General features: G+C 70.2%; 20 protein-coding genes. 10 read left to right on the top strand and 10 right to left on the bottom strand.

Translation table 11 applies throughout. The features are described 5' to 3' along the window. Positions 1–23: 23 nt before the first annotated feature. Complete coding sequence (locus ACZ4FV_RS29310; RefSeq protein WP_465323660.1) at positions 24–611, bottom strand: helix-turn-helix domain-containing protein; 588 nt, start codon at positions 609–611, stop codon at positions 24–26. A 144-nt stretch (positions 612–755) separates the two neighbouring features. On the opposite strand from ACZ4FV_RS29310, the gene ACZ4FV_RS29305 reads away from it, so the two are divergent. Then, the gene (locus tag ACZ4FV_RS29305) at positions 756–1,751 is read left to right on the top strand and encodes an alpha/beta fold hydrolase (protein ID WP_465323659.1); all 996 of its coding nucleotides are present in this window, start codon (positions 756–758) and stop codon (positions 1,749–1,751) included. 263 nt (positions 1,752–2,014) lie between these two features. Here ACZ4FV_RS29305 and ACZ4FV_RS29300 read toward each other — a convergent pair whose 3' ends face one another. The 4 genes from ACZ4FV_RS29300 to ACZ4FV_RS29285 all read right to left on the bottom strand — a co-directional run bounded on the left by ACZ4FV_RS29300 (position 2,015) and on the right by ACZ4FV_RS29285 (position 6,386). Further along, positions 2,015–2,896: an HpcH/HpaI aldolase/citrate lyase family protein gene (locus ACZ4FV_RS29300; RefSeq protein ID WP_402233390.1), complete on the bottom strand. Its 882-nt coding sequence runs from the start codon at positions 2,894–2,896 to the stop codon at positions 2,015–2,017. A 440-nt stretch (positions 2,897–3,336) separates the two neighbouring features. Beyond that, a complete protein-coding gene (locus ACZ4FV_RS29295) occupies positions 3,337–4,482 on the bottom strand; it encodes an ABC transporter substrate-binding protein (RefSeq protein ID WP_402233392.1) in 1,146 nt (381 codons plus the stop codon). Between the two features lie 144 nt (positions 4,483–4,626). Next, the gene (locus tag ACZ4FV_RS29290; protein WP_395860197.1) at positions 4,627–5,499 is read right to left on the bottom strand and encodes an ABC transporter permease; all 873 of its coding nucleotides are present in this window, start codon (positions 5,497–5,499) and stop codon (positions 4,627–4,629) included. Beyond that, complete coding sequence (locus ACZ4FV_RS29285; protein ID WP_395860953.1) at positions 5,496–6,386, bottom strand: ABC transporter ATP-binding protein; 891 nt, start codon at positions 6,384–6,386, stop codon at positions 5,496–5,498. Before ACZ4FV_RS29285 ends, ACZ4FV_RS29290 begins: the two co-directional genes overlap by 4 nt. Positions 6,387–6,822: 436 nt before the next feature. Between ACZ4FV_RS29285 and ACZ4FV_RS29280 the strand changes: the two genes are divergently transcribed. The 3 genes from ACZ4FV_RS29280 (at position 6,823) to ACZ4FV_RS29270 (ending at position 9,519) form a co-directional block, all read left to right on the top strand. Further along, positions 6,823–7,437: a TetR/AcrR family transcriptional regulator gene (locus ACZ4FV_RS29280; protein ID WP_402233396.1), complete on the top strand. Its 615-nt coding sequence runs from the start codon at positions 6,823–6,825 to the stop codon at positions 7,435–7,437. A 63-nt stretch (positions 7,438–7,500) separates the two neighbouring features. After that, a complete protein-coding gene (locus ACZ4FV_RS29275; RefSeq protein WP_395860200.1) occupies positions 7,501–9,000 on the top strand; it encodes an MFS transporter in 1,500 nt (499 codons plus the stop codon). Positions 9,001–9,096: 96 nt separating this feature from the next. Continuing rightward, the gene (locus tag ACZ4FV_RS29270) at positions 9,097–9,519 is read left to right on the top strand and encodes an ATP-binding protein (RefSeq protein ID WP_395860202.1); all 423 of its coding nucleotides are present in this window, start codon (positions 9,097–9,099) and stop codon (positions 9,517–9,519) included. 126 nt (positions 9,520–9,645) lie between these two features. Here the strand turns inward: ACZ4FV_RS29270 and ACZ4FV_RS29265 are convergent, their stop codons facing one another. Then, a complete protein-coding gene (locus tag ACZ4FV_RS29265; RefSeq protein WP_395860204.1) occupies positions 9,646–9,984 on the bottom strand; it encodes an NIPSNAP family protein in 339 nt (112 codons plus the stop codon). Between the two features lie 511 nt (positions 9,985–10,495). Between ACZ4FV_RS29265 and ACZ4FV_RS29260 the strand changes: the two genes are divergently transcribed. Further along, positions 10,496–10,930, top strand: a complete 435-nt coding sequence (locus ACZ4FV_RS29260; protein WP_402233401.1) for a VOC family protein — start codon at positions 10,496–10,498, stop codon at positions 10,928–10,930. 64 nt (positions 10,931–10,994) lie between these two features. On the opposite strand, the gene ACZ4FV_RS29255 is transcribed toward ACZ4FV_RS29260, so the two are convergent. Further along, positions 10,995–11,561 (bottom strand): CGNR zinc finger domain-containing protein, encoded by a 567-nt coding sequence (locus ACZ4FV_RS29255; RefSeq protein ID WP_395860206.1) that lies wholly within the window; start codon positions 11,559–11,561, stop codon positions 10,995–10,997. 38 nt (positions 11,562–11,599) lie between these two features. On the opposite strand from ACZ4FV_RS29255, the gene ACZ4FV_RS29250 reads away from it, so the two are divergent. Continuing rightward, positions 11,600–12,541, top strand: a complete 942-nt coding sequence (locus ACZ4FV_RS29250) for an EamA family transporter (protein ID WP_465323658.1) — start codon at positions 11,600–11,602, stop codon at positions 12,539–12,541. Positions 12,542–12,745: 204 nt separating this feature from the next. Here the strand turns inward: ACZ4FV_RS29250 and ACZ4FV_RS29245 are convergent, their stop codons facing one another. Further along, the gene (locus tag ACZ4FV_RS29245; protein ID WP_465323657.1) at positions 12,746–14,215 is read right to left on the bottom strand and encodes a hypothetical protein; all 1,470 of its coding nucleotides are present in this window, start codon (positions 14,213–14,215) and stop codon (positions 12,746–12,748) included. A gap of 305 nt (positions 14,216–14,520) precedes the next feature. On the opposite strand from ACZ4FV_RS29245, the gene ACZ4FV_RS29240 reads away from it, so the two are divergent. From ACZ4FV_RS29240 to ACZ4FV_RS29230, 3 genes are all read left to right on the top strand, one after another. Then, complete coding sequence (locus ACZ4FV_RS29240; protein WP_465323656.1) at positions 14,521–15,798, top strand: hypothetical protein; 1,278 nt, start codon at positions 14,521–14,523, stop codon at positions 15,796–15,798. A gap of 354 nt (positions 15,799–16,152) precedes the next feature. Continuing rightward, positions 16,153–16,827, top strand: a complete 675-nt coding sequence (locus ACZ4FV_RS29235) for a hypothetical protein (RefSeq protein ID WP_395860213.1) — start codon at positions 16,153–16,155, stop codon at positions 16,825–16,827. Positions 16,828–16,919: 92 nt separating this feature from the next. Continuing rightward, positions 16,920–17,084: a hypothetical protein gene (locus ACZ4FV_RS29230; protein ID WP_395860215.1), complete on the top strand. Its 165-nt coding sequence runs from the start codon at positions 16,920–16,922 to the stop codon at positions 17,082–17,084. Positions 17,085–17,241: 157 nt separating this feature from the next. Here the strand turns inward: ACZ4FV_RS29230 and ACZ4FV_RS29225 are convergent, their stop codons facing one another. Next, entirely contained in the window at positions 17,242–17,463 is a 222-nt protein-coding gene (locus ACZ4FV_RS29225; RefSeq protein WP_395860217.1) for a hypothetical protein, read from the bottom strand. Positions 17,464–17,987: 524 nt separating this feature from the next. Continuing rightward, positions 17,988–19,235, bottom strand: coding sequence for a sensor histidine kinase (locus ACZ4FV_RS29220; RefSeq protein ID WP_395860219.1), 1,248 nt, complete (start codon positions 19,233–19,235; stop codon positions 17,988–17,990). A 631-nt stretch (positions 19,236–19,866) separates the two neighbouring features. On the opposite strand from ACZ4FV_RS29220, the gene ACZ4FV_RS29215 reads away from it, so the two are divergent. After that, complete coding sequence (locus ACZ4FV_RS29215; protein ID WP_465323655.1) at positions 19,867–21,231, top strand: phosphotransferase; 1,365 nt, start codon at positions 19,867–19,869, stop codon at positions 21,229–21,231. Positions 21,232–21,432 lie beyond the last annotated feature (201 nt).

Below are 21,432 nucleotides of genomic sequence, written 5' to 3'. Positions count from 1 at the left end.
CTGCGCGAACTCGTACCCGGTTCCTAGAGGGTGCGCGGGCGCAGCCGTTCACCCTGCGGCCCGAACATGATCAGGTATTCGACCGTTCCGTCAGCGGCGGCGTTGGCGACTCCGTGGGGTGTACGGGTGTCGAACTCGACGACTTCTCCGGCGGTGAGGACGAGGTCCTGTTCGCCGAGCGCCAGCCACAACCGCCCGTACAACACGCACAGCCATTCGTAGCCTTCGTGGGATACCTGTCGTGGGCGCAGCGGCGGCTCGCCGTCGGCGGGCAGGATGTGCTTGTGGGCGTGCAGGCCCCCGACGTATGGGGTCAGCGGCAACATCGTCTTGTCCTGCCCGGGGCGCCGCGGCCCGGCACTTCGCGGTCTCTCCGCCGTGGCGGACGCGGTGCCGGCGAGTTCGTCGAGCGTGACGCCGTACGTCTTGGCCAGGCTCAGCAGCGCCTCCAGGGTCGGCTTGCGCCGTCCGTTCTCGAAGCGCGACAGCGTGCTGAGGGAGATGCCGGTTGCTCGGCTCACGTCGGTGAGCGTGGCACCGTGCCGCTCGCGAACGGTCCGCAGCCGCGGGCCCATGGCCGCCAGTGCTTCGGCTGTGCCGTCGTCCGTCATTCTCGCCTCACCCCTTCCGGTCGGGCCGTGTCCACCGCCCTGGCCTCCCAGTTTGCCAGGATGGCAAGGGAAGTCGCGTCGGTCGACCGCGGCAGCGCATGATCGGTGCGTCGCCGCAGCCACCCGGGAACCCGAGGAGGGGCCATGTACCAGCCCGCACCAGCCGCAGACCTGCGCCACCGCACCATCGAGGCACCCGCCGGCCGGTTGCACCTGGTCGAACAGGGCACCGGGCCGCTGGTCCTGCTCGTCCACGGCTTCCCCGAGTCCTGGTTCTCCTGGCGGTACCAGCTCCCGGCACTCGCGGCGGCGGGATACCGGGCGGTCGCACTGGACGTACGCGGCTACGGCCGCTCCTCGAAGCCGGCCGCGACGCAGGACTACCGGATGCTCGCCCTGGTGGAGGACAACGTCGCCCTGGTGCACGCTCTGGGTGAGGACACGGCGGTGATCATCGGACACGACTGGGGCTCGAACATCGCGGCCGGGTCCGCCCTGCTCCACCCCGAGAGCTTCCGCGCGGTCGGACTGCTGAGCGTCCCCTACGCACCGCCCGGCGGCCCCCGCCCGACCGACGTGTTCACCCGGATGGGCGGGGAGGCGGAGTTCTACGTCTCCTACTTCCAAGAGCCCGGCCGCGCCGAGGCCGAGATGGAACCCGACGTCCGCGGCTGGCTCGCGGGCTTCTTCGCGGCCCTGTCCGCCGACACCATGCCGGCGCGGGGCGAACCCGACCCGCACTTCGTGAGCCGCGGCGGAGGGCTGCTGCGCGACCGCTTTCCGAGCGGTCGGCTGCCCTCCTGGCTGACCGAGGGCGACCTCGACGTGTACGCGGGAGAGTTCGAGCGCACCGGCATGACCGGGGCACTCAACCGCTATCGCAACATGGACCGCGACTGGGAGGACCTCGCCCCCTACGCCGGCGCGCCCATCAAGCAGCCGTCCCTGTTCATCGGCGGCGGCCTGGACGCCTCCACGACGTGGATGGCCGACGCGATCGACGCGTACCCGTCCACGCTGCCCGGCCTGGTCTCCTCGCACATCGTGGACGGCTGCGGCCACTGGATCCAGCAGGAACGCCCCGACGAAGTCAACCATCTCCTGACTGCCTGGCTCGACTCCCTGCCCCCGGCCGGATGACCGCTCCCTCGCCCAGGCGACCTCTCGACCCCACCGGCGACTTCCACCGCCGCGCGGTGCCCGGGGTCGAGGGCTCGACAACCTCGGGGCCCCACGGGGTCGAATCCCTGCTCCGGGAGGCGTTGTCGAAGCGGTCGAGGTCATCGCTCCACGCGGTGGCGCAGGTGCGTCACGCCGGGTGCCGGCGCTGCCCGACCGCGATCGGGATCGCCCGCGTGCCGGGCGGCCGACTGCACGCCGTGGTCGACGAGTTGCACGCACCCCTATCGGGACGCCGATCCCCCTGACGCCGCGTTTCCCGCAGCCAGGATCCGGCGGGCGTTGCGGACCACCGCCTCGTCGATCATCTTGCCGTCGTCGCCGACACAGACCGCCTGTCCTGCGGCAAGGCCGGCCTCGAAGCGGGCGACGAGTCGTCCGGCGCGCTCGACGGCCTCCGGCGAGGGAGTGAACACGTCGTGAACGACCCTCAGTTGATCGGGGTGGATGCATGCACGCGATCGGTAGCCGAGACGACGCAACCGTTCGGTGGAACGGCGCAGGGCGTCCAGGTCGCGGTAGTCGGTCGACACGGGGGCGACCGGAGGGGCGATGCCGGCAGCCGCCGAAGCGAGCACGATCCGGGACCGGATCGCGAGGAGTTCCGATTCGTCGTCACCGGGTTCGATGCCCAGGTCCGCACACAAGTCCGCCTCGCCGACCTGGAGTCGAGTCACGCGGGGCGCACGCGCGATGGCAGGTGCGGCGAGGATCGCCGCCGCGTCCTCCAGCAGCGGGGACACCTGGGTCCGGCCCGCGTCGATGCCCGTTTCGTGTTCCCGCTCGGTGAGGACGTCGTGCAGTGCGCGCAGTTCGTCGAGACCCGCGCACTTGGCCTGGACCAGACCGCGCAGGGCGGGCGCGACGACGGCACGGGCGTCGACGAGGCCCGGCGTACCGGAGTTGATGCGGACCCAGATCGCGCATTGTCCCTCGGGGTCCTGCCCGGTCAGCCACCGCGCGACCTCGGCGCGCACGGCGGACTTGGCCGAGGCGGGCACGGCGTCCTCGAGGTCGACGATGACGGCGTCCGCACCTCGGGACAGTGCCTTTTCGAGCATGGCGGGTCGGTCCCCGGGAACGTACAGCCATGAGCGGCCGGTCATCCGGTCCGCCTGTCCGCCTCGCGGTGGACTCGGCCACGCGGAGCGGGAGTCGGACCGGCGACCGGCTTCGGGGGGACGTGCTCGATGACGGTGATGATGTCTCCTCGCGGGCGCAAGGCACGGCTGTGGGCGAACTGCGCAGTCGTGCGGCGGGAGCGGGATGCTCCGCCACCCTAGGCGCGCTCGTTCCCAGGATCAAGGTTCCGTTTCGCTGCGTGTACCGATGCTCGATTCGATCGGATCGGCATCCGAGCCGACCGTGGTCGAAGGCGGCGGGAGCGAGGTGTCGGCGTCGGGTTCCCACGAGCGGCGCCGCGTGAGTCGGGGCCGCCGACGTACCGTGGGAGAACACCCGACGCCGTGGTTCCGGATCGAACGCGGCCGCCCGGGCGGGAAGGCCGCGTTCGATCCGATGCCGCCCGCGTGAGCGGCCGTCGTGCTCAGGGGCCGGTGTGGCCCACGGCCTCCGCGTAGAAGGAGCGGTCGACGAGCTTGTCCTCCGGCAACGCCGGTGCCTCGACCACCTTGCCCTCGATGTACATCTTCTGGACCCGGTCGGTCGTGCCGCCGCGGATCTCCCAGTCGACCACCTGCGCGGGCACGGACTTCAGCAGTTCGGGCTTGCTGCCCAGCGTCGTCGCCAATTCCTGGACGAACGCCGGGTCCTGCTTGTAGTCGCCCGCGAAGTACGTGTTCACGGTGCGGATCAGCGCGCGCAGGAACGCGACGCCGGCGTCCCGGTTCTTCGCCAGAAGGTTTTGCCCGTAGAGCATTCCGCCGAGCGGCTCACCGACCGGCTGACCGCCCAGGAATGTGTACTCGGGCTTGCCCTCGAAGTCCTTCCAGATCGGGTCGAGCAGCCAGGCCGCGTCGATGCCGCCGTTCTTGAACGCCTCAGGCACACCCGCGCCGTCCAGTTGCTGGAAGGAGACGTCGGTGGGCTTGGTCTTGTGCTGGGCGAGCACGCTCTCGATCGGGTACATGATCACCGACGTCTTGCCCACCAGCGTGCCGAAGCGCGCGTTCTTCAGGTCGACCGCGTCCCCGGTCTTGCCGTCCTTGACCCGGGCCCAGACCCCGGTCTTGGATTCGGGGGCCACCGAATAGTTGCCCGCGACCCACTTGATGTCGAAGCCCTGCTTGACCGCGTTGACCATGCCGGCCTCGGGCGCCGAATACAGCACGTCCACCTGGCCCTTGGCGAGCAGCGTGATCGCGTCGGTGGCCGGCATCTGCTTGAGCTCGACGTCCAGACCTTCCTTCGCGAACTCGCCCTTGGCGATCGCGGTGCGCAGCGGGCCGAGGTACTCGGCCGACAACGAGCCCGCCGTCACGGTGATCTTCGCCTTCTGCGCGAGCGGCTTGGCGGCGGGCGAACCCGCCGTGCAGCGCGCCGGCTTGCGGGTCGGGGCCAGGTCGGCCGGATCGGTCCAGGCGTGCTCGCATCCCGCGACCGCCTCGATCGGGCGCTTGGGCTGCGGGGTCTTGTCCCGGTCCGAACCGGAGTCGGCGGAACCGCCGCATCCGGCGAGCAGCGTGGTGCAGGCCAACAGTGCGGTGGTCGTCAGGAATCCGCGTCTCGCCATGATGTGCCTTTCGGGGTCGGTGCGCCGAGGTGTGGTCGGGAGGCCGCGCACGAGGCGGGCGGCCCGGCCGAGGTGGTGGCATCGCATCGGGCCTGCGCTGAGGTGGTGACGTCGCGTCGGGACCGCGTCGTGGTTGACGGCGCGTCAGGACTGCCCGGGACCGCGGTCGCGCGGTGCCCACGGAGTGCACAGTCGGCCCACGTGGCGGATCAACTCGGAGAAGAGCACGCCGACGATCGCGACCACGATGATCCCGACGAACATCGCGCGGTTGTCGAAGAGTTGGCGCGAATTGAAGATCACGTAGCCCAGGCCCTTGTTGTCGGGCGAGGCGATCCCCTCGGAGGCGATGATGACCAGGACCGCGACGCCCGCCGAGATCCGCAGGCCCACCATCACCTGCGGCAGCGACGCGGGCAGCAACACGTGTCGGAACATCTGCCACGGACCGGCGCCGAAGACCGCCCCGGCCTCGCGGTAGCCGTCGGGCACGGCGATGACCGCGGCCATTGTGGCGATCCAGACGAAGAAGAACACCGTCACCGCGACAAGCGCGATGTGCGGTGCCTCGCCGAGACCGAACATGGTCATGAAGATCGGCAGGAGCGCGAGCTTGGGCACCACGTACAGGGCGTCCAGGGTGGGTTCGAGCGCGGCCCGAACCAGCGCGTTGGTACCCATCAGGAGGCCGACGACGAATCCGCCGATGGCGCCGATCGCGTAGCCGGGCAGCACCCGGGCCAGCGTGGCCCACACGTCCGGCCACAGCTTGCCGTCGGTGGCGTCGGTCCAGCCGTCCGCGACGATGGTCGAGGGCGCGGGGTAGAGCCGGTCGTCGATCCACCCCTGGTTCGCGGCGAGTTGCCACCACAGCAGGAGGACCACGGGAACGGCGACGGCCAGGCCGATCTCCAGGAGTCGCCGTCGCGTCCGCGCCCGGCCGGGGTCGCGTTCGGCGGTGCCCGGTTCGCGGACCAGCACTCGGATCGACGCGTTGTCCTTCACGGTGACCGTCACGGCGCGACCTCCTCCTTGTCCTTCTCCTGCTCCCTCTTCGGGTCCTGCTTCTGCTTGCCGCCCTGCTTCGGGTCCCGGTCCTGCTCCCGGTCCGTCTCCTGCTCGCGGGTGGTCGTCGTCTCGACCTCCCCGCGCAGCAGTTCCCACAGTTCGGCCTGCATCGCGGCGAACTCCGGTGACCTGCGCACCTCTCCGGTCCGCGGGCGGGCGAACGGCGGTACCCGCTCGGCGATCAGTCGGCCGGGCCGTGCGGACATCACCAGGACGCGGTCGCCCAGCACCAGCGCCTCCTCCAGGCTGTGTGTGACGAACAGGACGGTGCGCTTGTCCGCTTGGCAGATCTCCAGGAGTTCGTCCTGCAGGATCGTCCGCAGCTGCGCGTCCAGGGCCGCGAACGGCTCGTCCATGAGCAGGATTTCCGGCTCGACCGCGAGCGCGCGGGCGATCGACACGCGCTGCTGCATCCCGCCGGACAGGGCCGCGGGGTAGCGGTCGGCGAAGTCCGCGAGGCCGAGTCGACCCAGCCAGTCGCGCGCTCGCGCGTTCGCCTCCTTGCGTGGCACCCGACGCAGGTCCAGGCCGAACCGAACGTTGGCCAACACCGTCTTCCACGGGCTGATGCCGTAGTTCTGGAACACCATCGCGGCGGGGTTCGCGGTCGCCGCCGTCACCTCGACCCGGCCGGCGGTCGGCTTGACCAGGCCGGCCACGATCCGCAGGAATGTGGACTTGCCGCACCCGGACGGGCCGACGATGCAGCAGAATTCCCCGGGTTCGACGTCCAGATCGAGTGGGCCGAGCGCGTGCACCCGGCTCGCGCCGCGACCGAATCGGCGCTCGACCCCCGCGGCTCGGATCCTGCCGGCCTGCGCGGCCGGTTCGGGCAGCTCCTGGCCCACGTGTCTCACCCCTGAAGTCCGTGCGGTCCGTGCGATCCGTCGATCCGTCGCGATCCGTCTGCGTCCGGTGCCCGTATGCGTCCGTGTTCGAGCACAGCCGGTGTCCCCACCGGAGTCGATCATTCCGTTCGACCGGCGTGACAATATGACGATGCGTCAGATTTCTCAATCGATCGAATCGACAAAATGACATTGACCCTGAGATGTGTCCACCACGAGACCTGACGGAGTCTCAGGCGTGCTCGACAGCGTCGTCTTCGCGCGGACTCGATGCCGAGAATCCCGGTCCTGGAACCGATATTCACGACCGACCACCTCCACCCCCACCAAACTCGCTATCGAAACGGTTGCGTTTCGATAGCGCCACCTCTAGCGTTGGCGAAACGACGTCGTTTCGCTATTTCAACCGACGAGGTACCCCCGCATGCACACCGACTCGACCGGGACCACCGACTCCGCGCCCTCCGGACGACGTTCGCGGCTGACCGCGGAGCGCGAGGCCGAGTTGTACGTGGCCACGCTGGACCTGCTCCGTGAGATGGGCTACGCCGCGTTGACCATGGAGGCCATCGCCACGCGAGCCAAGGCCGGCAAGGCGACCCTGTACCGCCAGTGGCGGAGCAAGCCGCGTCTGGTCGCGGCGGCACTGCGGCACAACAAGGGCGCGTCCCTGGTCGGCCTGGACACCGGTTCGCTGCGTGGCGACCTGTACGAGACCGTGCACCGGATCGCGTACGGCGCCGCCCCCGACACCGCGCTGCTCGCGAGTGTCGCGCACGCCATCCTGGGCGATCCCGAACTCGGCCTGGCGGTACGGGAAGCCATCGTCGATCCCGAGGCGGCGGTGCTCGACCGGGTGCTCGCGAACGCTGTCGCGCGCGGCGAAGTCGCCCCGGACAACCCCGCGGTGGGCCTGCTGGCACACCTGCTGATCGGCGCGGTGACCGGCCGACCCCTGATCGAAGGCTGCATCGCCGACGAGGAATACCTACAGCGCTACATCGACGCCGTCGTGCTCCCGGCGCTGCTCCGGCACTGAACCGCCGGCCGCAGGCCATTTCCCCAAGCGCGTCCTCTCCCACCCGACAGGAGCAGATTCGCCATGCCACAAAACACCGCCGCCCCGGCCGTGGCACCACCGGACCCGGCCGCTGCCGGCGCCGTGCCCCGCCGCTGGTGGATCCTCGCGGTGATCGCGCTGGCCCAGGTCACCGTCGTCCTGGACGCCACCATCGTCAACATCGCCCTGCCGTCCGCACAGCGCGACCTCGGCTTCTCCGACGGCAATCGCCAATGGGTGGTCACCGCCTACGCCCTCGCGTTCGGCAGCCTGCTGCTGCTCGGCGGCCGGATCGCCGACCTGTTCGGCCGCCGAAACGCCTTCCTGATCGGCCTGTTCGGCTTCGCCTTGGCCTCCGCCGCCGGCGGCGCCGCGCCGAACTTCGAGGTACTGGTGGCCGCCCGCGCCCTCCAGGGCGTCTTCGGCGCGCTCCTCGCCCCGGCCGCACTGTCGCTGCTCACCACCACGTTCACCGACCCGACCGAACGTGCCAAGGCCTTCGGCGTGTTCGGCGCCGTCGCCGGCGCGGGCGGCGGCGTGGGACTGCTCCTGGGCGGCGTACTGACCCAACACCTCGACTGGCGCTGGTGCCTGTACGTCAACCTGATCCTGGCCGGCCTCGCCATCGTCGGTGGAGTCCTGCTGCTGGGCAGGCACGAGCGCGCCGCCGACCGCCCCCGTCTGGACCTGCCGGGCACATTGGCCGTCTCCGCCGGTCTGTTCGCGCTCGTCTACGGCTTCTCGCACGCGGAGAGCGACGGTTGGCGCGACCCGATCACCTACGGCTGCCTGATCGCCGCCGTCGTACTGCTCGCCGTCTTCGCCCGCATCCAGACCGTCGTCGCCAACCCGCTCCTGCCGCCGCGCGTACTCCTGGACCGCGACCGGGGCGCCGCCCTGATCGGCATGCTCGTGGCCGGCGCCGGCATGTTCGGCATCTTCCTGTTCCTGACCTACTACATGCAGCAGACCCTGCACTACAGCCCGGTGAAGACCGGGCTGGCCTTCCTGCCCATGGTGTTCGGCATCATGCTCACCGCGACCAGCGCAACCGTCGTCCTGCTGCCGCGCTTCGGGCCCAAGCCGATCGTGCCGACCGGGATGGGCCTGGCAGCGCTCGCCCTGCTCCACATGACCCGCCTGGATCTGGACAGCGCGTACGCGACCGACCTGATGCCCGGCCTGATCGTGTTCGGCGCGGGCGTGGGACTGGTCATCGCGCCGTGCATGAGCGCGGCCACGTTCGGCGTACGCGCGCAGGACTCTGGGGTTGCCTCGGCCGCGGTCAACACCGTGCAGCAGGTCGGCGGTTCGGTCGGCATCGCGCTGCTGAGCACGCTGTCCGCGTCGGCCGGATCGCACTACCTGAAGGACCATCGGGCCGGCCCGGAGACCTTCGCCCGCGCCGCGCTGGAGAGTTACGCGACCGCCTACCGCTGGTCCGCCGCGTTCTTCGCCGTCGGCCTGGTCGCCACGGCGCTGCTCTTCCGTCGCGGCGCCCCCGTCGTCGACCCGAACACGGCCCCCACCGTGCACATGTAGTCGATGTCCCGGCCCGTCTTCTTGACCTCTCCCGGAACGGATGGCGTGGCCTTCACCGGGTAGGCACCCGCGACAACACGATCCGGGAGGACGGTTTTGGGCGAGGCGATGCGGGCCAAGGGATGGGCACGGGCGTTCCCCGTGGAGACGGGAGTCGGCGCCGGGCGGCGATGGGCCAGGGAACGCCTGGCCATGCTGGAGTGGACCGAGGACGCCCCCGAGACGGTGGACGCGATTCTGCTCGTGGTCACCGAACTGGTCACCAACACTCACCTGCACGCCCACACTCGCGCTCACGTGGTCATCTCCTGGGACGGCCACTGCCTGCACGTGCACGTGTGCGACGACGACCCCACTCTGCCGACACCACGAACCCCCGACAGCCTCACCCCCGGCGGACGGGGCCTGGCCCTGGTCGACGCGGTCACCGACGACTGGAACATCCACCCCCACCGCCACGGCAAAACCATCGACACTTGCTTCCGCCCTCCGACAACGAGCGAGTCGACGAAGCCCTGAAGCAACTCCCCAGCGCGGTTCGCGGGATGGCCACCCACCGGATGCCTGCGAGATCGCACATCCCCATCCCCGTACGGGACGACCACGACGGCGGGCGGCGGCGTTCGCGATGCGCCGCCGATTCCGTCAATCCCGCGGCGCGGCTTCGGGACCGACGTCCCCCGGCAGTATCGGCCGCATGAACGTGCGTTCGTAGCGCACGACACAACCGCTCTCGTCCCGGATACGGTCCGCTGCCACGAAGTCCGGATCCACTCCGAACAGGCCGCGGTACCGCTCGTAGGCGGCCAGGCTCGGGAAGGTGAACAGGGCCAGGGCCCGGTCGCTCGCCCCCTCGGCAGGCAGGAAGTAGCCATGATGGATTCCACCGTGGCGACCGACCAGTTCCATCCAACAACGCCCGAACCGTTCGAACGCCTCGATCTTGGCGGGATCGATCGTGTAGTCGACGACGCAAGTGATCACCCGAACATCCTTCCCTTCCGCAGAGCTTCCAGTCACGGTCGTCCGGCGGCGCGGCGGAGCGACCGAAGCGGAGGCTTTCGGCGCTTCCCTTCGCCGCCGCCGGCGACGGGCGACGGGCGACGGCCGACAGGCGACGGGCGATGGGCGACGGGAACGACGCCCGGTTCGGCGGCGAAGCCCCACATGACGACCGGGTAGCGGTCCTCGCCGTCGACAATCTCGAAAGCCGCCCAGGCGATCCGTTCGCAGCACATGCGTTACGGACCAGCCGTCTTCGCTGTGATCAGCCGTCTTGGCCGACTACGGCGCGACACAGCGCGCCCCGTCGATCGCTCACCCCGTGCCGGGAGCATCCGTGCCTCTCCCCGCGATCCGCGGGCAGCGCATGGGGTGTCGCCTTCTGGGCAGAGAAGGCGGTATGAGGGTGCTCACGGACCTGGGCGGGCCACGTCCGCCGCGCGGCGATCAAGCCCTGCTCCCGGTGAACGGCACGCGCCGCTACCGTGGACCGATGGCATCGATCAAGAAGTTCCAAGTCACCTTCGACTGCGCGGAGCCTGAGCGCGTCGCTCGTTTCTGGTGCGAGGTGTTGGGGTACGTCGTACCGCCGCCGCCGGAGGGCTTTGCCACCTGGGACGAATACCACCGCTCGCTGCCGCCCGAGCGCCGGGGCGCGGCGTTCGTCTGCATGGATCCCACCGGTGTGGGCCCACGCATGTACTTCCAGCGTGTTCCGGAAGGCAAGGTCGTCAAGAATCGGGTGCACCTCGATGTACGGGCCGGCACCGGGCTCGTGGGTGAAGAGCGCCTCGCCACACTCGAGGCCGAGTCCGCACGACTGGTCGCGCTCGGAGCGGTACAGGTGCGGGTATTGCATGCCGATGCCGTGAACGAATCCTGCATCCTGATGCAGGACATCGAGGGCAACGAGTTCTGTCTCGACTGAGCGGTCGTGAACGCGTCGCCACCTGCCGGTCCTGCCGCCTGACGACGAGCAGGGGCGCCGCCGTTCAGGTCGCCGTGCTCGGCCTGTCCGCGGGCCGGCGTGTGCCGAGGCGGGCGCGGTAGGCGGCCACCGCGTTGCGGTTGGCACACGCGGTGCTGCAGTAGCGGCGCGAACGGTTCCGGGTGAGGTCCAGGACGATGCCCGCACAGCCTTCGTCCGCGCACAGGAACAGGCGGGACAGCTCGTCGACGCGCACCACGTCGGTCATGGCCATCGCGGTCTCCACGATGACGCGGGTTGCCAGGGGCGCGTCGGAGGACACGGCGTGCAGATGCCAGTCCTGGTCGTCGTGACGAACGAGCTGCGGGAGCGCACGAGCGTCGATGAGCATCGTGTTCACCAGGCTCGCGGCGCGGTCGCGGTCGGCGGTCAACAGCTCGCGCAGAACCGGCCGCAGCTCGCGCATGCTCGCGAGTTCCTCGGCATCGCGGTCCCGGCGTCCGGTGTAGCGATGTTCGGCGCACCACGCGTCCAACTCCTGGACGGTGGTGAGGGTGTCCGACCCCTCCGCGCTGTTGACCAGCGCCACGGCCGCCTGCAGGTCGGACTCGGTGTCATGACCAAAAATCATTTTGACATCTTACATCTTCTCTCTTAGCGTCATGGTCTATGACCCAGGTAGTCGATGACACGCTGCGTGTACGCGCCTCCTCCGGCGCCCTCGGCGGCGGCCTGTTCCTCGCCCTCGTCTCCGCGATGTCCTTCGGCATGTCGGGATCGTTGGCTCGAGGACTGCTCTCGTCCGGGTGGAGCCCGGGAGCCATCGTGCTGGCCCGGGTCGGCATCGCCGCGCTCGTCGTGGCGCCGTTCGCGGTCGCGTCCCTGCGCGGGCGCCTGCGGCAACTGCGCGCGCAGCTGCCGACCGTGCTGGTGTACGGCGTACTGGGGCTCGCCGGCGCGCAGTTCTGCTTCTTCTCCGCGGTCGCCACGATGGACGTCGCGCCCGCGTTGCTCATCGAGTACACCGCTCCGGCGGCCGTCGTGGTGTGGTTGTGGGTGCGTCGCGGTCAGCGCCCGCGGCCGTACACCCTGGCCGGCGCCGGCATGGCAGCCGCCGGCCTGGTACTGGCCGTCGACCTGCTCTCCGGCGCCGACCTGGCATGGTCGGGCGTCGCCTGGGCGCTCGCCGCGATGGTGGGCCTGACGGCGTACTTCCTCATCGCGGCGGACACCGACACCGGGCTGCCGCCGGTGGCCCTGACCGGTGCCGGTCTCGTGATCGGCACGGTCACCCTCGCCGCCCTCGCGGCCGTCGGCCTGTTGCCGATGCGCGCCACCCTCGAACCGGCTTCCTACACGACCGGCAGCACACCGTGGTGGGTGCCGGTGCTCCTGCTCGGCCTGGTCACCGCCGCCTTGGCCTACACGACGGGAACCGCGGCGAGCCGCCGCCTCGGCTCACGCACCGCCTCCTTCATCGCCCTGCTGGAAGTCGTCGCCAGTGTGGGCTTCGCCTGGCTGCTGATCGACGAGGCACCGACGACGTCCCAGACCGTCGGCGGCCTCCTGATCATCGGCGGCGTCGTCCTGGCCAAGCTCGACGACCGCTGATCCCCCCGGAGCACAGGAACGACCGCTGCCGAAACGCGCTCGGGAAACGCCGGAGCCGGGCAACGGGCAACCGGCTCCGGTGAAGTCCCGCATCGATCCGTCGCGAGAACGAGTGGCCCGGTTCCCCGCACCGCGAGCGCGGCGTCACATACCCCGCGTCGACCCCAGCCGCAGACGGTTCGACCGCTCACCAACCGACGGTGGTTATGCGAGTGGTTTGGCGCCGAAGACGAAGATGCCGTCCCTGGTGCTCACCAGACCGTGGCCGTCGGCGGTCATCCTGGGGAACAGCTCGCCCGGCACCCCTTCGGGCAGCACGACCTTCCTGGTTCGAGCGTCGACCACGAGCGGATCGCCGGCGCGCGGGTTGTCGCCGTTCATGCTCCCACTGGGGCTGTAGCCGCGCTTGCTCGCGTACAGGGCGCCGTTGACCACCACGAACGACTCGATCGGCAACTCACCCTCCTTGGGCTGCTGCCATACGATCCGACCGGTCCTCAGGTCCCATGCCGTGGTTCGCACTTCGCCGCCGGTGCCGGCCGCGACGAACATCAGCGACTCCTCGCGGTCGACGATCGCGCGGTAGTAGCCGCTGGTGATGCGCGGTCCGTCGTGGACGAGGTTTCCGGTCGCCAGGTCGTACAGTCCCCACTGCGTCGCGAAGCTGAAGCTGCCCTTCGAGCCCGCGTCCCAGGCGATGACGATCTTGTCGCCGCCGATCATCCGTACGATCGCCGGAGCATGACCGCTGGTCGTCGATGCCTCGGGAGTGCCGGCGGGCTTGCGTACGCTCGCGGTCGTCCACTTGCGCTGACCGGTGGCGATGTCGGTGGCGACCAAGTGCTTCACACCGTCCTTGTCCGCCTTGTCGTAGGAGAACAGCAGGCCGCCGAAGATTTGCCGGTCCTTGCCGCCGTCGAAGTCGGCGATGTTGTGCTCGACCGTCACACCCGCCGAACCTCCTTGCGCGGGGCGCACGTTCACCGTGGCCTTGGAGCCGTCGTGCACGGTACGCACCACCCACCCGTCGACGACGGTCTCCGTGGTGTCGGCGTCGCTGTCCTCGGGAAGCGCGGCCCTTCCCGCTTCACGACCGTTCTCGTCCAGTGCCAACCACACGGTGGCGCGTTTCGCGGTGCTCAACCCGTCGGACGCGGTCTTTTCGGTGTAGACGGCGTACAGCACCGGCTTGCCGGCCCACGTTCCGGCGACGATGCGGCCACGCAGGTTCACGGTCGCGCGGACCGCGCCGCTCTCGGCGTCGCGCAGTTCCACGGTGTTCCAGTCACCGACGATGGTGTCGGCACCGGGCGCGGGTGTCGATTTGGGCACGTTCGCGGCCAGTTCGGTACGCACGAGCGCCACCGTGTTGCCGACGATCCGCGGTTCGGCCGGCCCGGTGACCTTGCCCGTCGAGGTGTCGACCTTGGCGCCTTCCTTGCCACCGGCCACGGACCAGAGCGGCTTGTCGGTCAGACCCGGCAGCGCGGGCCCGGCGTACGCGGGGCCGTTGCGGATCGCCGAGCCGCCGCCCGGTGCGCCGTCCCCGGCAGTCGGGGCATCGCTGTTGGCGCCGGCCGGGCGGCGCTCGTCCGCGCTGTCCCCGTCGCCCGAACACCCGCCCAGGGTGAGCGTGAAGGCGACGGCACCGGCGAGGGCCACGTTCCTGGACATCAACCGCACGGCTTCTCCGAGTTCATCAAGGGCCGCGAAAGCACGCGAACAGAACAGGTGTCGGCACAGGACCGGCACGACAGTGAGAGGAGGAAGTGGGAGTGGCGCCGCACGCCGCGACGCCCCGTCCGCAGTCCCCACCGATGTGGAGCTTTCCACGATCGAGTGATGGAGAGACCGTTCATCGCGCCCATGACGTGTCTGTGACCTGGCGCGATGTGTCTTCCGCGACGGATCGAAACAGATGAGGCGCATAGCTGCGGCAGAATCGGTGCTCGCCTACGCGATGGGACGGGGACTCGAGCATGAGCGACACCACCGGTACGGGCAGTTCCGCGGACGCGGACGTCGCCGGGGACACGAGCGGTACGAACGCCGACGACGAAGGGTCCGCCCACGCCGCGGCCGTGGCGGCGGAACAGCACGTCGCCCGTCTGCTGCGGGAGGCCCAGAATCGCGCCGTCGCGCACGGCGCGGTCCCCGAGCCGCGCAAGGGCAGCGCCAAGCCCCGACGTCCCGGGTCGCTGCGTCATATCGCGGCGGTCGTCATCGAGTTACGCCTGTACGACCTGGCGGTGTCACCGACGGACGGTCCGGACCACAACCCGATCGACCAGGCTCTGAAGGGCAGGCCCGGCCGCGTCGCCAACGTCGACCTGGTGCTCGCCGTCGCCCGCGCCTGCCATCACATCGCCGGACAGGAGTTCGGTGACGCCCAGGCCCGGACCTACACAGCGGCGGCCCGGCAGGCCGACGCGCTCCGCAGGAGGGCGGAGATCGCGGCCAAGGCCCGCCCGCTCGACCCGGTCGGCAGCCCGCCGGAACGCCCGCTCGCGGGTGCGACGGCGGACGCGGTCACCGAGCCGGGCGCCGGCGGCGCCGAGGCACCGGACACTGCTTCGGGCGGATCGCCGGGTGCCTCGCCGGACGGATCGCCGGGTACATCGCCGGACGGTGGGTCGGCCACGTCGCCGGCAGCATCGTCCGAAGGCTCTCCGACCACCGCGTCGAGGCGACGTCAACCGCCCCGACTCACCGCTGTCGCCGCGTTGGCCGCCGTCGCGGCGGCATCCGCGGGGATCACGTGGTGGGCGACCTCGGGAGACTCGGACGCGCGGCCGTCGGATTCCGCCGACGCGCGGCCCATGGCCACACAGCACATCGACCCGGTTTCCGAGTCGGCGCCGACCGTGCTCAGTTGCCGCGACGGTGTCGTCGACGCCGGCATCATCGAATCCCCCGCGACGATCTTCGTCGACAGCCAGGCCACGATGGTCCTGCCCACTCTGGACTTCGACACCATGAACGGCTCGGCCCGCTACCTGAGTCACCAGGGCCGCAAGTACTACTGGGGCAGGGCCGGGTCCGACGACCACGACCCGCACTCCGGCGGCGTACGCCTGTTGTGGCGGCTCGACGGCGAAACCGCGTGGCACGAGTGCCGCAAGGCGCTTCCCACGGAGGAACGCGACTACGTGCGTACTCCGGCTGTTCCGACCGTCATCAACAACCGTGCCGTCACCGTCAAGATCTGCCTCTGGCGAGACGACCCGTACCTGGAGAACTGCACCCGAGAGCAGTAGCCCGGGTCGCGCGTGGGCAAGACACCTGTGCACACCGCCGCACAGGCATGGGGACCCTGGCGGCCGACCGGCGAACCGGAAATACCGAGCGGTCTCAGCGAGAGGTCGCCGAGTCGCGTACGCGCCGGCCCGTCCACGACCGCACTCGGGATCGCCGGTCGCCGCTCGGGGTTCGGTGTGCGTCCCCTGCGCGGAAACCGGACGCTCGCGACGCCCCGGCCGAAGAGCCCGGCCGGGCACCTGCCGTCGACCTCGGTCACAACGACATGCCGGCCGGCTCCCGGAGGGCACGCTTAGACTCGAAGGTGCGGCGTAGCACGGGGCTCGCCGGGCAAAGAACAAGGGTGGAACCGGATGGACTCCCAACCGGCCGACGGGTGGACGCAGAATGACGAATACCTCTGGTACACCTGCGACATCGTGGCCGATGTCGTCACCGGCCAGGCGCACCGCCGCCCGCTCGTAGCGAGCACGGCCCGGATCGAGGCGGGGGAACGCGTACTCGCGACCGGGCCGGGGGATCAGTTCAGGCTGCGCGCGGTGGGCAATGGCAGTTACCGCAGCACCGGCGTGGCCGCAATCGGCAAGCCGGGGTTCGTGGTGGGCGCGCTGGCCCTGAACGCCCTGGGCAACGCGGCGCGCCGCAAGCGTGCGCAGCAGGACACCGTCCCACGTTGGGTGCACGACGGCGGCGGCGAACTGACCATCACCCAACTGTCGGCGTACCTCGCTCATCCCCGCAATCCGCTGAGCCTCGGCTTCACCGGTCTCGACCAGATCGACCTGCCCGAGCCCGGCGTCTTCGAGGCCCGCTACCACGACATGTACGGCAAGGGCTACATGTGCGTGCGCGTCACCACCCCGTGGGCGTCGCTGATGTTCGCCCTGGCAGCCCTGGCGGCGTTCCCGGCACACCCCCGGCTCCTCGGCGGCACCTGGCTCCCTCCCGGTTTCGAGGCGCGCTGCGCCCACTTCGGCCGAGCGGTACGCCCCGTGCAGCAACTGGTGCTGACCCAGGGCCAGGGCTAGCGCCGTATCAGGCAACGTTCGCTCTGTGTTCGAGGCGGGAAACGGTCCTCAGCCATCGGCGAACGGGCAGTGATCAGGCACGGCGAGACCGCATGGAGCCGGACCGGCCGGCATGCCGGCCGCAACGCGTGGCCGACCAGCAGGTGGTCGACGAGTTCGCCTTGTCCTTCGAAGACGCGGGAGAACCGCTGCTGGATGCAAATACCGAACCTACCCACGCTTTTACCGGCGACCGGCACTACGACGTGTACGCGTAGCCGCTGACGTCCCGAGGCCGGCCGACATCCGATCCCCGGGAGGGTCGGGGATTTCGCCTGCGTTCGTCGCGCCTCGAAGGGCCCGCCGTCCCGCTCCTTCGGCGGCCACCGAAGGAGCGGGAGGAACCCGGCGCGGGAAGGAACCGGCGCGGGAGGATCAGTGCGTGTAGAGGTAGAACCAGCCCTGGGAACCCGACGTGCAGAAGAAGTTCGGGCCCCAGAGTTGAATGCCCGCCTGGCCGGCCGCGTTGCATTCGGCATACGTGGTGTAGACGCCACTCACATGGAACTCGCCGCCGGCGCTCGCGGAGGTCGCGGCGCAGATGGGGAACAGAACCGCCGCAACGACGGCGACAAGCAACCCGATGCGTTGTCTCACGTGCCAACTCCTTTTGCCTGGACGCGATCCGCCTGCTCGTCGGCTCGTGTCGGAGATGGTGCGATGCCACCCGCATACTACGGACGCAACACCGGAAAGGTCTAGACCAACCAAGGTCCAGACCTTCCGGGGTACGGCCCCGACCACGGCAACCCACCCGAGCGGAGCCGTTCTCGGCGTCACACGGACGATCGATCGGGCGAGGGAACGACCCTCGGTGTCCGTGCACCTGTGGTTCGGCGATCGCCCGCCTCGTCAGGCCGCCAGGTGTCGTGCCGGCAGGTTCCAACTGGAGTCGAATGGAGTCGAAGCCCAAGTGGGCACCCTCGCCGCGGAATTGCTCGGGGACGCCGGTCTGGCGCAGGGTCGGACGGGTACGTCCACCGCCCAGGTGGCTCCTCAAATCCTCGTGGTGTCCCGTGCTTTCGAAACGTGGACCCGCGCACCGACACGAACTCATCGCGACCCGCGGCGGCTCGCCCCGCCGGTTCCGCGACAGGCGGGCGTGGACGGTGACACCACGCTCAGCCCCACGGCAGGTGGGCGCGTACCTCGAAACCGCCGTCCGGGGTGGGGCCGCAGGCGAGGGTTCCGCCGGCCAGGGTGGCGCGTTCGGTCAAGCCGATCAGGCCCTGACCGGAGCCCGGCACGTGCGGCACCTCACCCGGCGGCGCCGGGTTTCGCACGCACACGGTCAGGCCCTCGCCGGGTGCGCCCGCGACCGTGACCGTGGTCTCGGCTCCGGGGGCGTGCTTGCGGGCGTTGGTCAGTGCCTCCTGGGCGATGCGGTAGGCGGTGCGGCCGACGGAGGCGGGTACGGTCGCCGCGTCGGTGACCTCGTGGGTCAGAGTGATCCTCATGCCGGCCTCGCGCGACTCGGCGACCAGACCGTCCAGCGCGGCGAGCGTCGGCTGGGGCCGGCCACCGGGGTCGTCGGCATCGCCCGTGCGCAGCACACCGATGATCTCCCTGAGATCCTGCAGGGCCTCGTGGGCGCTCTCCCGGATGACCCCGGCCGCGCGCGCGACCTGCTCGCGTGGCGCGTCCGGCCGGAACTCCAGCGCGCCGGCGTGCACGCTCAACAGGGTCAGCCGGTGCGCGAGGACGTCGTGCATCTCGCGGGCGATGGCCTCGCGGGCAAGGCGCTGCGCCTGCTCGGCCCGCAACCGCGCCTCCGCCTCGGCGCGGCGGGCCCGGTCCCGCAGGCTGAGCATGAGTTGCCGCTTGGCGCGTACGAACATGCCCCAGCCGATGACCGACAGAGTCAACAGCACGGCGAACACCACGACGCCGAGGTACGACAGATCGGGATCCGGGCGCAGCCGGTAGAACACCGGGACCAGCGCGAGTTGCAGACCGCCCACCCACGCCACGTACCGGAAGGGACGGTGCACCGTGAGGGTGAACAGCGCGATGAGGGCGGCGCCGCCCGCGGCGGTGGAGACAAGACCGACCGGGATCATGGCGACGGCCAGTCCCAATGGCCACCGGCGGCGAAACCAGACCGCGCCACAGGCCAGAACACCCAGTGCCAGGTCGGCGACCACGAGGCCGCGTGGCAGATCCGACTCCTGCAGAGCGTCGACGGCGGCGAGGCCGATACCGACGGCCACCAGGAAACCGCAGGTGTCGACGATCCAGTCGCGGGCCGTGCGGCGGGATCGACCGTGCCCGCTCCTGTCGGGATCGAGCTGGTCCACCACCGCGGATGGCAGCCACCACCGCCGCTCGCCGAACGCCCGTGGCTCCGGCACCGTCGTGTCATCTTTCATGGTCGACAAAAGTACGCAATGGTCCTGCGCACAACGGCTCGACCTCCCGAAGTCTCCGCCCGACGACATTCACGGCGAGACACGGTCCGGACCGTGCAAGCCCGGCCGGCGACGCACAGCGCCGAATGCCGTGTCCCGGAGGACCCTTCGCGCAAAGTCGCGCGAGCACGGCCGCACGCGGTCGGGGGTGGGTCCGCGGTGGTGGCGTGGCGCACCGAGCGCCGTTCTCTCGAACGGATGTGACGCTCTCGTTCGAGTGAATCTCTCGTCGGTGCCGGTGATGTCGATCCAGGCCCGGGCGCCCGGATGCGCACCGGCTCGAGGTGTTCGCAGAGGTTGTCCGGGCGCGTCTCCGCACGGGGAGTCGCCCGTTCGGTCACTTCTCCCCGTCGCCTCATCCATGTCACAGTTCCTCCGGTTTCTCTCGTCTCGTGAGAGCCGGTTCCCAAGTCCGGAGGGTGAACGGGGTCATGCGGGTGTTCGCGGCAAGTCGTGCCAGGGGCCTCGGGCGGCCGACGCCCCGGCCGTGGCGCGAGGGCCACCGGGTGAGCGCCGGCACGGCGAGCACGACCGGCCGTGGCTGTGGTCGCAGCCGGGCACGGCGGTTCCGGACCCGGCGAGGGGGGCAGTGGTGAGACCGGCACCGGCCGCACCCGAAGACGGCCTTTCGCCGCCGGAGATCGACGTCGTCCGCCACCTGCTGGGCATGGCGGTCAACGACTCGCCTGCCGATTTCCCGTATGGCGAAGGCCTTCCCACTTCGTACGCGGAGGTGCTCACCGACGCGTACGAGAGTGCGGGGCTGGGAAATTTCCCGCTTTCGGGCAGGCCCCCCGTCCGCGGGGCCTTCAGCACCGGGGTCGTGGCGCTGACCACGAAGGGCTATGTGGTCGGGCAACGGACCAGCGAGAACTACCGCCCCACACATCCCGTCCTGCAGGCGGAACCGATCGTGACGACGCCGCAGGCACTGCGTATCGCCAACGGGCAACGACCGGGACTCACCCCTCGGTTGTTCCACCACGAGGACGAGAAGCTGATCGTGACCAGCTTCGAGTTCGGGACACACCCGCGGAGGGACCGCGACCCGTCCGGCACCGTCGTTCGTCGACTGCTCCTCCAGGGACTGCCCCAGGCGTTGACCGACTTCACGACGATACGGATCCCGCGAGAGGTACGACGCCACCAGAACGTGGACTCGACCGTGGCCATGATCGACCGCGCGCGAACCGTGCGCCGCAGTCGCTTCAGCGAGGAACAACTGCGTGGGACGGCCACCTTCGGAATCGACGACGCCCTCCTGGACGACCTGGGCGATCGAGCCGCCGCGTTCACCCCGCGTACCCCCGGCATCCTGCACAACGACCTGCACTACGACAACATGCTGGTGCGGCCGGTGCCGCGAGACGGTCGGATGCCGAGCAGGGCGGTCTGCCTGCTGGACCTGCAGTTCGTGACCGAAGGCGACCCGGTACAGGACCTCGCGTGTGCCGCGGTCAAGCTCGACTGCACGAGGGACGAGGTCGCCGATCTGGCCGTCGGCTGGGCCCGTCGGCTGGATGCCGGCAGAACGTCCGGGATCGAGCACGACCTTCCCGCCGCCATGGCGGCGGTCTCCGCGACGCAGTCGACGGTGCTCATCCCCAACGTGATCAAGGCCGTGCGAGAGGCCGCCGAACGTGATCGGTCGAGTCTTGAACACACCCTCGACGAGGCCGCCCGAAAGATCCAGGCCTGCGTGGCACCGGCCATGGAGTACGGTCGCGACGCACGGGTCACCACCGCCTGGGTCCGCGACCGCCTCGGCGGCACGCTCCCCCGGAACCCCGCGATGATCCCGGTCGTGGGATTTTGGCCGGTCACCAGTCCACACCGTGCGTCGCCGGCGCCCGTCCTGCCCGGTTCAACGGAACACGCTTCCCACACCCCTCGACTCGCCCCGGAGCAGCGAGCGCGGAACACCCGAAGCGACCCCATCTCGGGGTGGCAGGCGTAACCGACGTCTTCATCGCGGCGGACGCCGACGGCTCTCCACCCGAGGAGGTCGGGGGCGCCGCGTCCGGGCCCGTCGCGGAAATGTATTGCGTGGGGTACGCGTTCCACAGCGCCGGGCGCGAGCGTGGTCTGCCCGAGGGGTGCGGAGCCGCCGATGAGCGATCGCCATCATCGAAGAACGCACGGGAATTCGGCTGTCCCG

This window comes from Embleya sp. NPDC025285 (assembly GCF_055558835.1).
The sequence above is the reverse complement of the archived record's forward strand: the minus strand, read 5'-3'. Positions and strand labels throughout refer to the sequence as shown.

Coding starts and splice junctions, on each gene's coding strand:
- ACZ4FV_RS29310 (WP_465323660.1), bottom strand. CDS start 611: ATGACGGACGACGGCACAGCCGAAGCACTGGCGGCCATGGGCCCGCGG.
- ACZ4FV_RS29255 (WP_395860206.1), bottom strand. CDS start 11,561: ATGATTTTTGGTCATGACACCGAGTCCGACCTGCAGGCGGCCGTGGCG.
- ACZ4FV_RS29220 (WP_395860219.1), bottom strand. CDS start 19,235: ATGAAAGATGACACGACGGTGCCGGAGCCACGGGCGTTCGGCGAGCGG.
- ACZ4FV_RS29280 (WP_402233396.1), top strand. CDS start 6,823: ATGCACACCGACTCGACCGGGACCACCGACTCCGCGCCCTCCGGACGA.
- ACZ4FV_RS29230 (WP_395860215.1), top strand. CDS start 16,920: ATGGAGCCGGACCGGCCGGCATGCCGGCCGCAACGCGTGGCCGACCAG.
- ACZ4FV_RS29275 (WP_395860200.1), top strand. CDS start 7,501: ATGCCACAAAACACCGCCGCCCCGGCCGTGGCACCACCGGACCCGGCC.
- ACZ4FV_RS29300 (WP_402233390.1), bottom strand. CDS start 2,896: ATGACCGGCCGCTCATGGCTGTACGTTCCCGGGGACCGACCCGCCATG.
- ACZ4FV_RS29240 (WP_465323656.1), top strand. CDS start 14,521: ATGAGCGACACCACCGGTACGGGCAGTTCCGCGGACGCGGACGTCGCC.
- ACZ4FV_RS29250 (WP_465323658.1), top strand. CDS start 11,600: ATGACCCAGGTAGTCGATGACACGCTGCGTGTACGCGCCTCCTCCGGC.
- ACZ4FV_RS29295 (WP_402233392.1), bottom strand. CDS start 4,482: ATGGCGAGACGCGGATTCCTGACGACCACCGCACTGTTGGCCTGCACC.
- ACZ4FV_RS29305 (WP_465323659.1), top strand. CDS start 756: ATGTACCAGCCCGCACCAGCCGCAGACCTGCGCCACCGCACCATCGAG.
- ACZ4FV_RS29260 (WP_402233401.1), top strand. CDS start 10,496: ATGGCATCGATCAAGAAGTTCCAAGTCACCTTCGACTGCGCGGAGCCT.
- ACZ4FV_RS29245 (WP_465323657.1), bottom strand. CDS start 14,215: ATGTCCAGGAACGTGGCCCTCGCCGGTGCCGTCGCCTTCACGCTCACC.
- ACZ4FV_RS29235 (WP_395860213.1), top strand. CDS start 16,153: ATGGACTCCCAACCGGCCGACGGGTGGACGCAGAATGACGAATACCTC.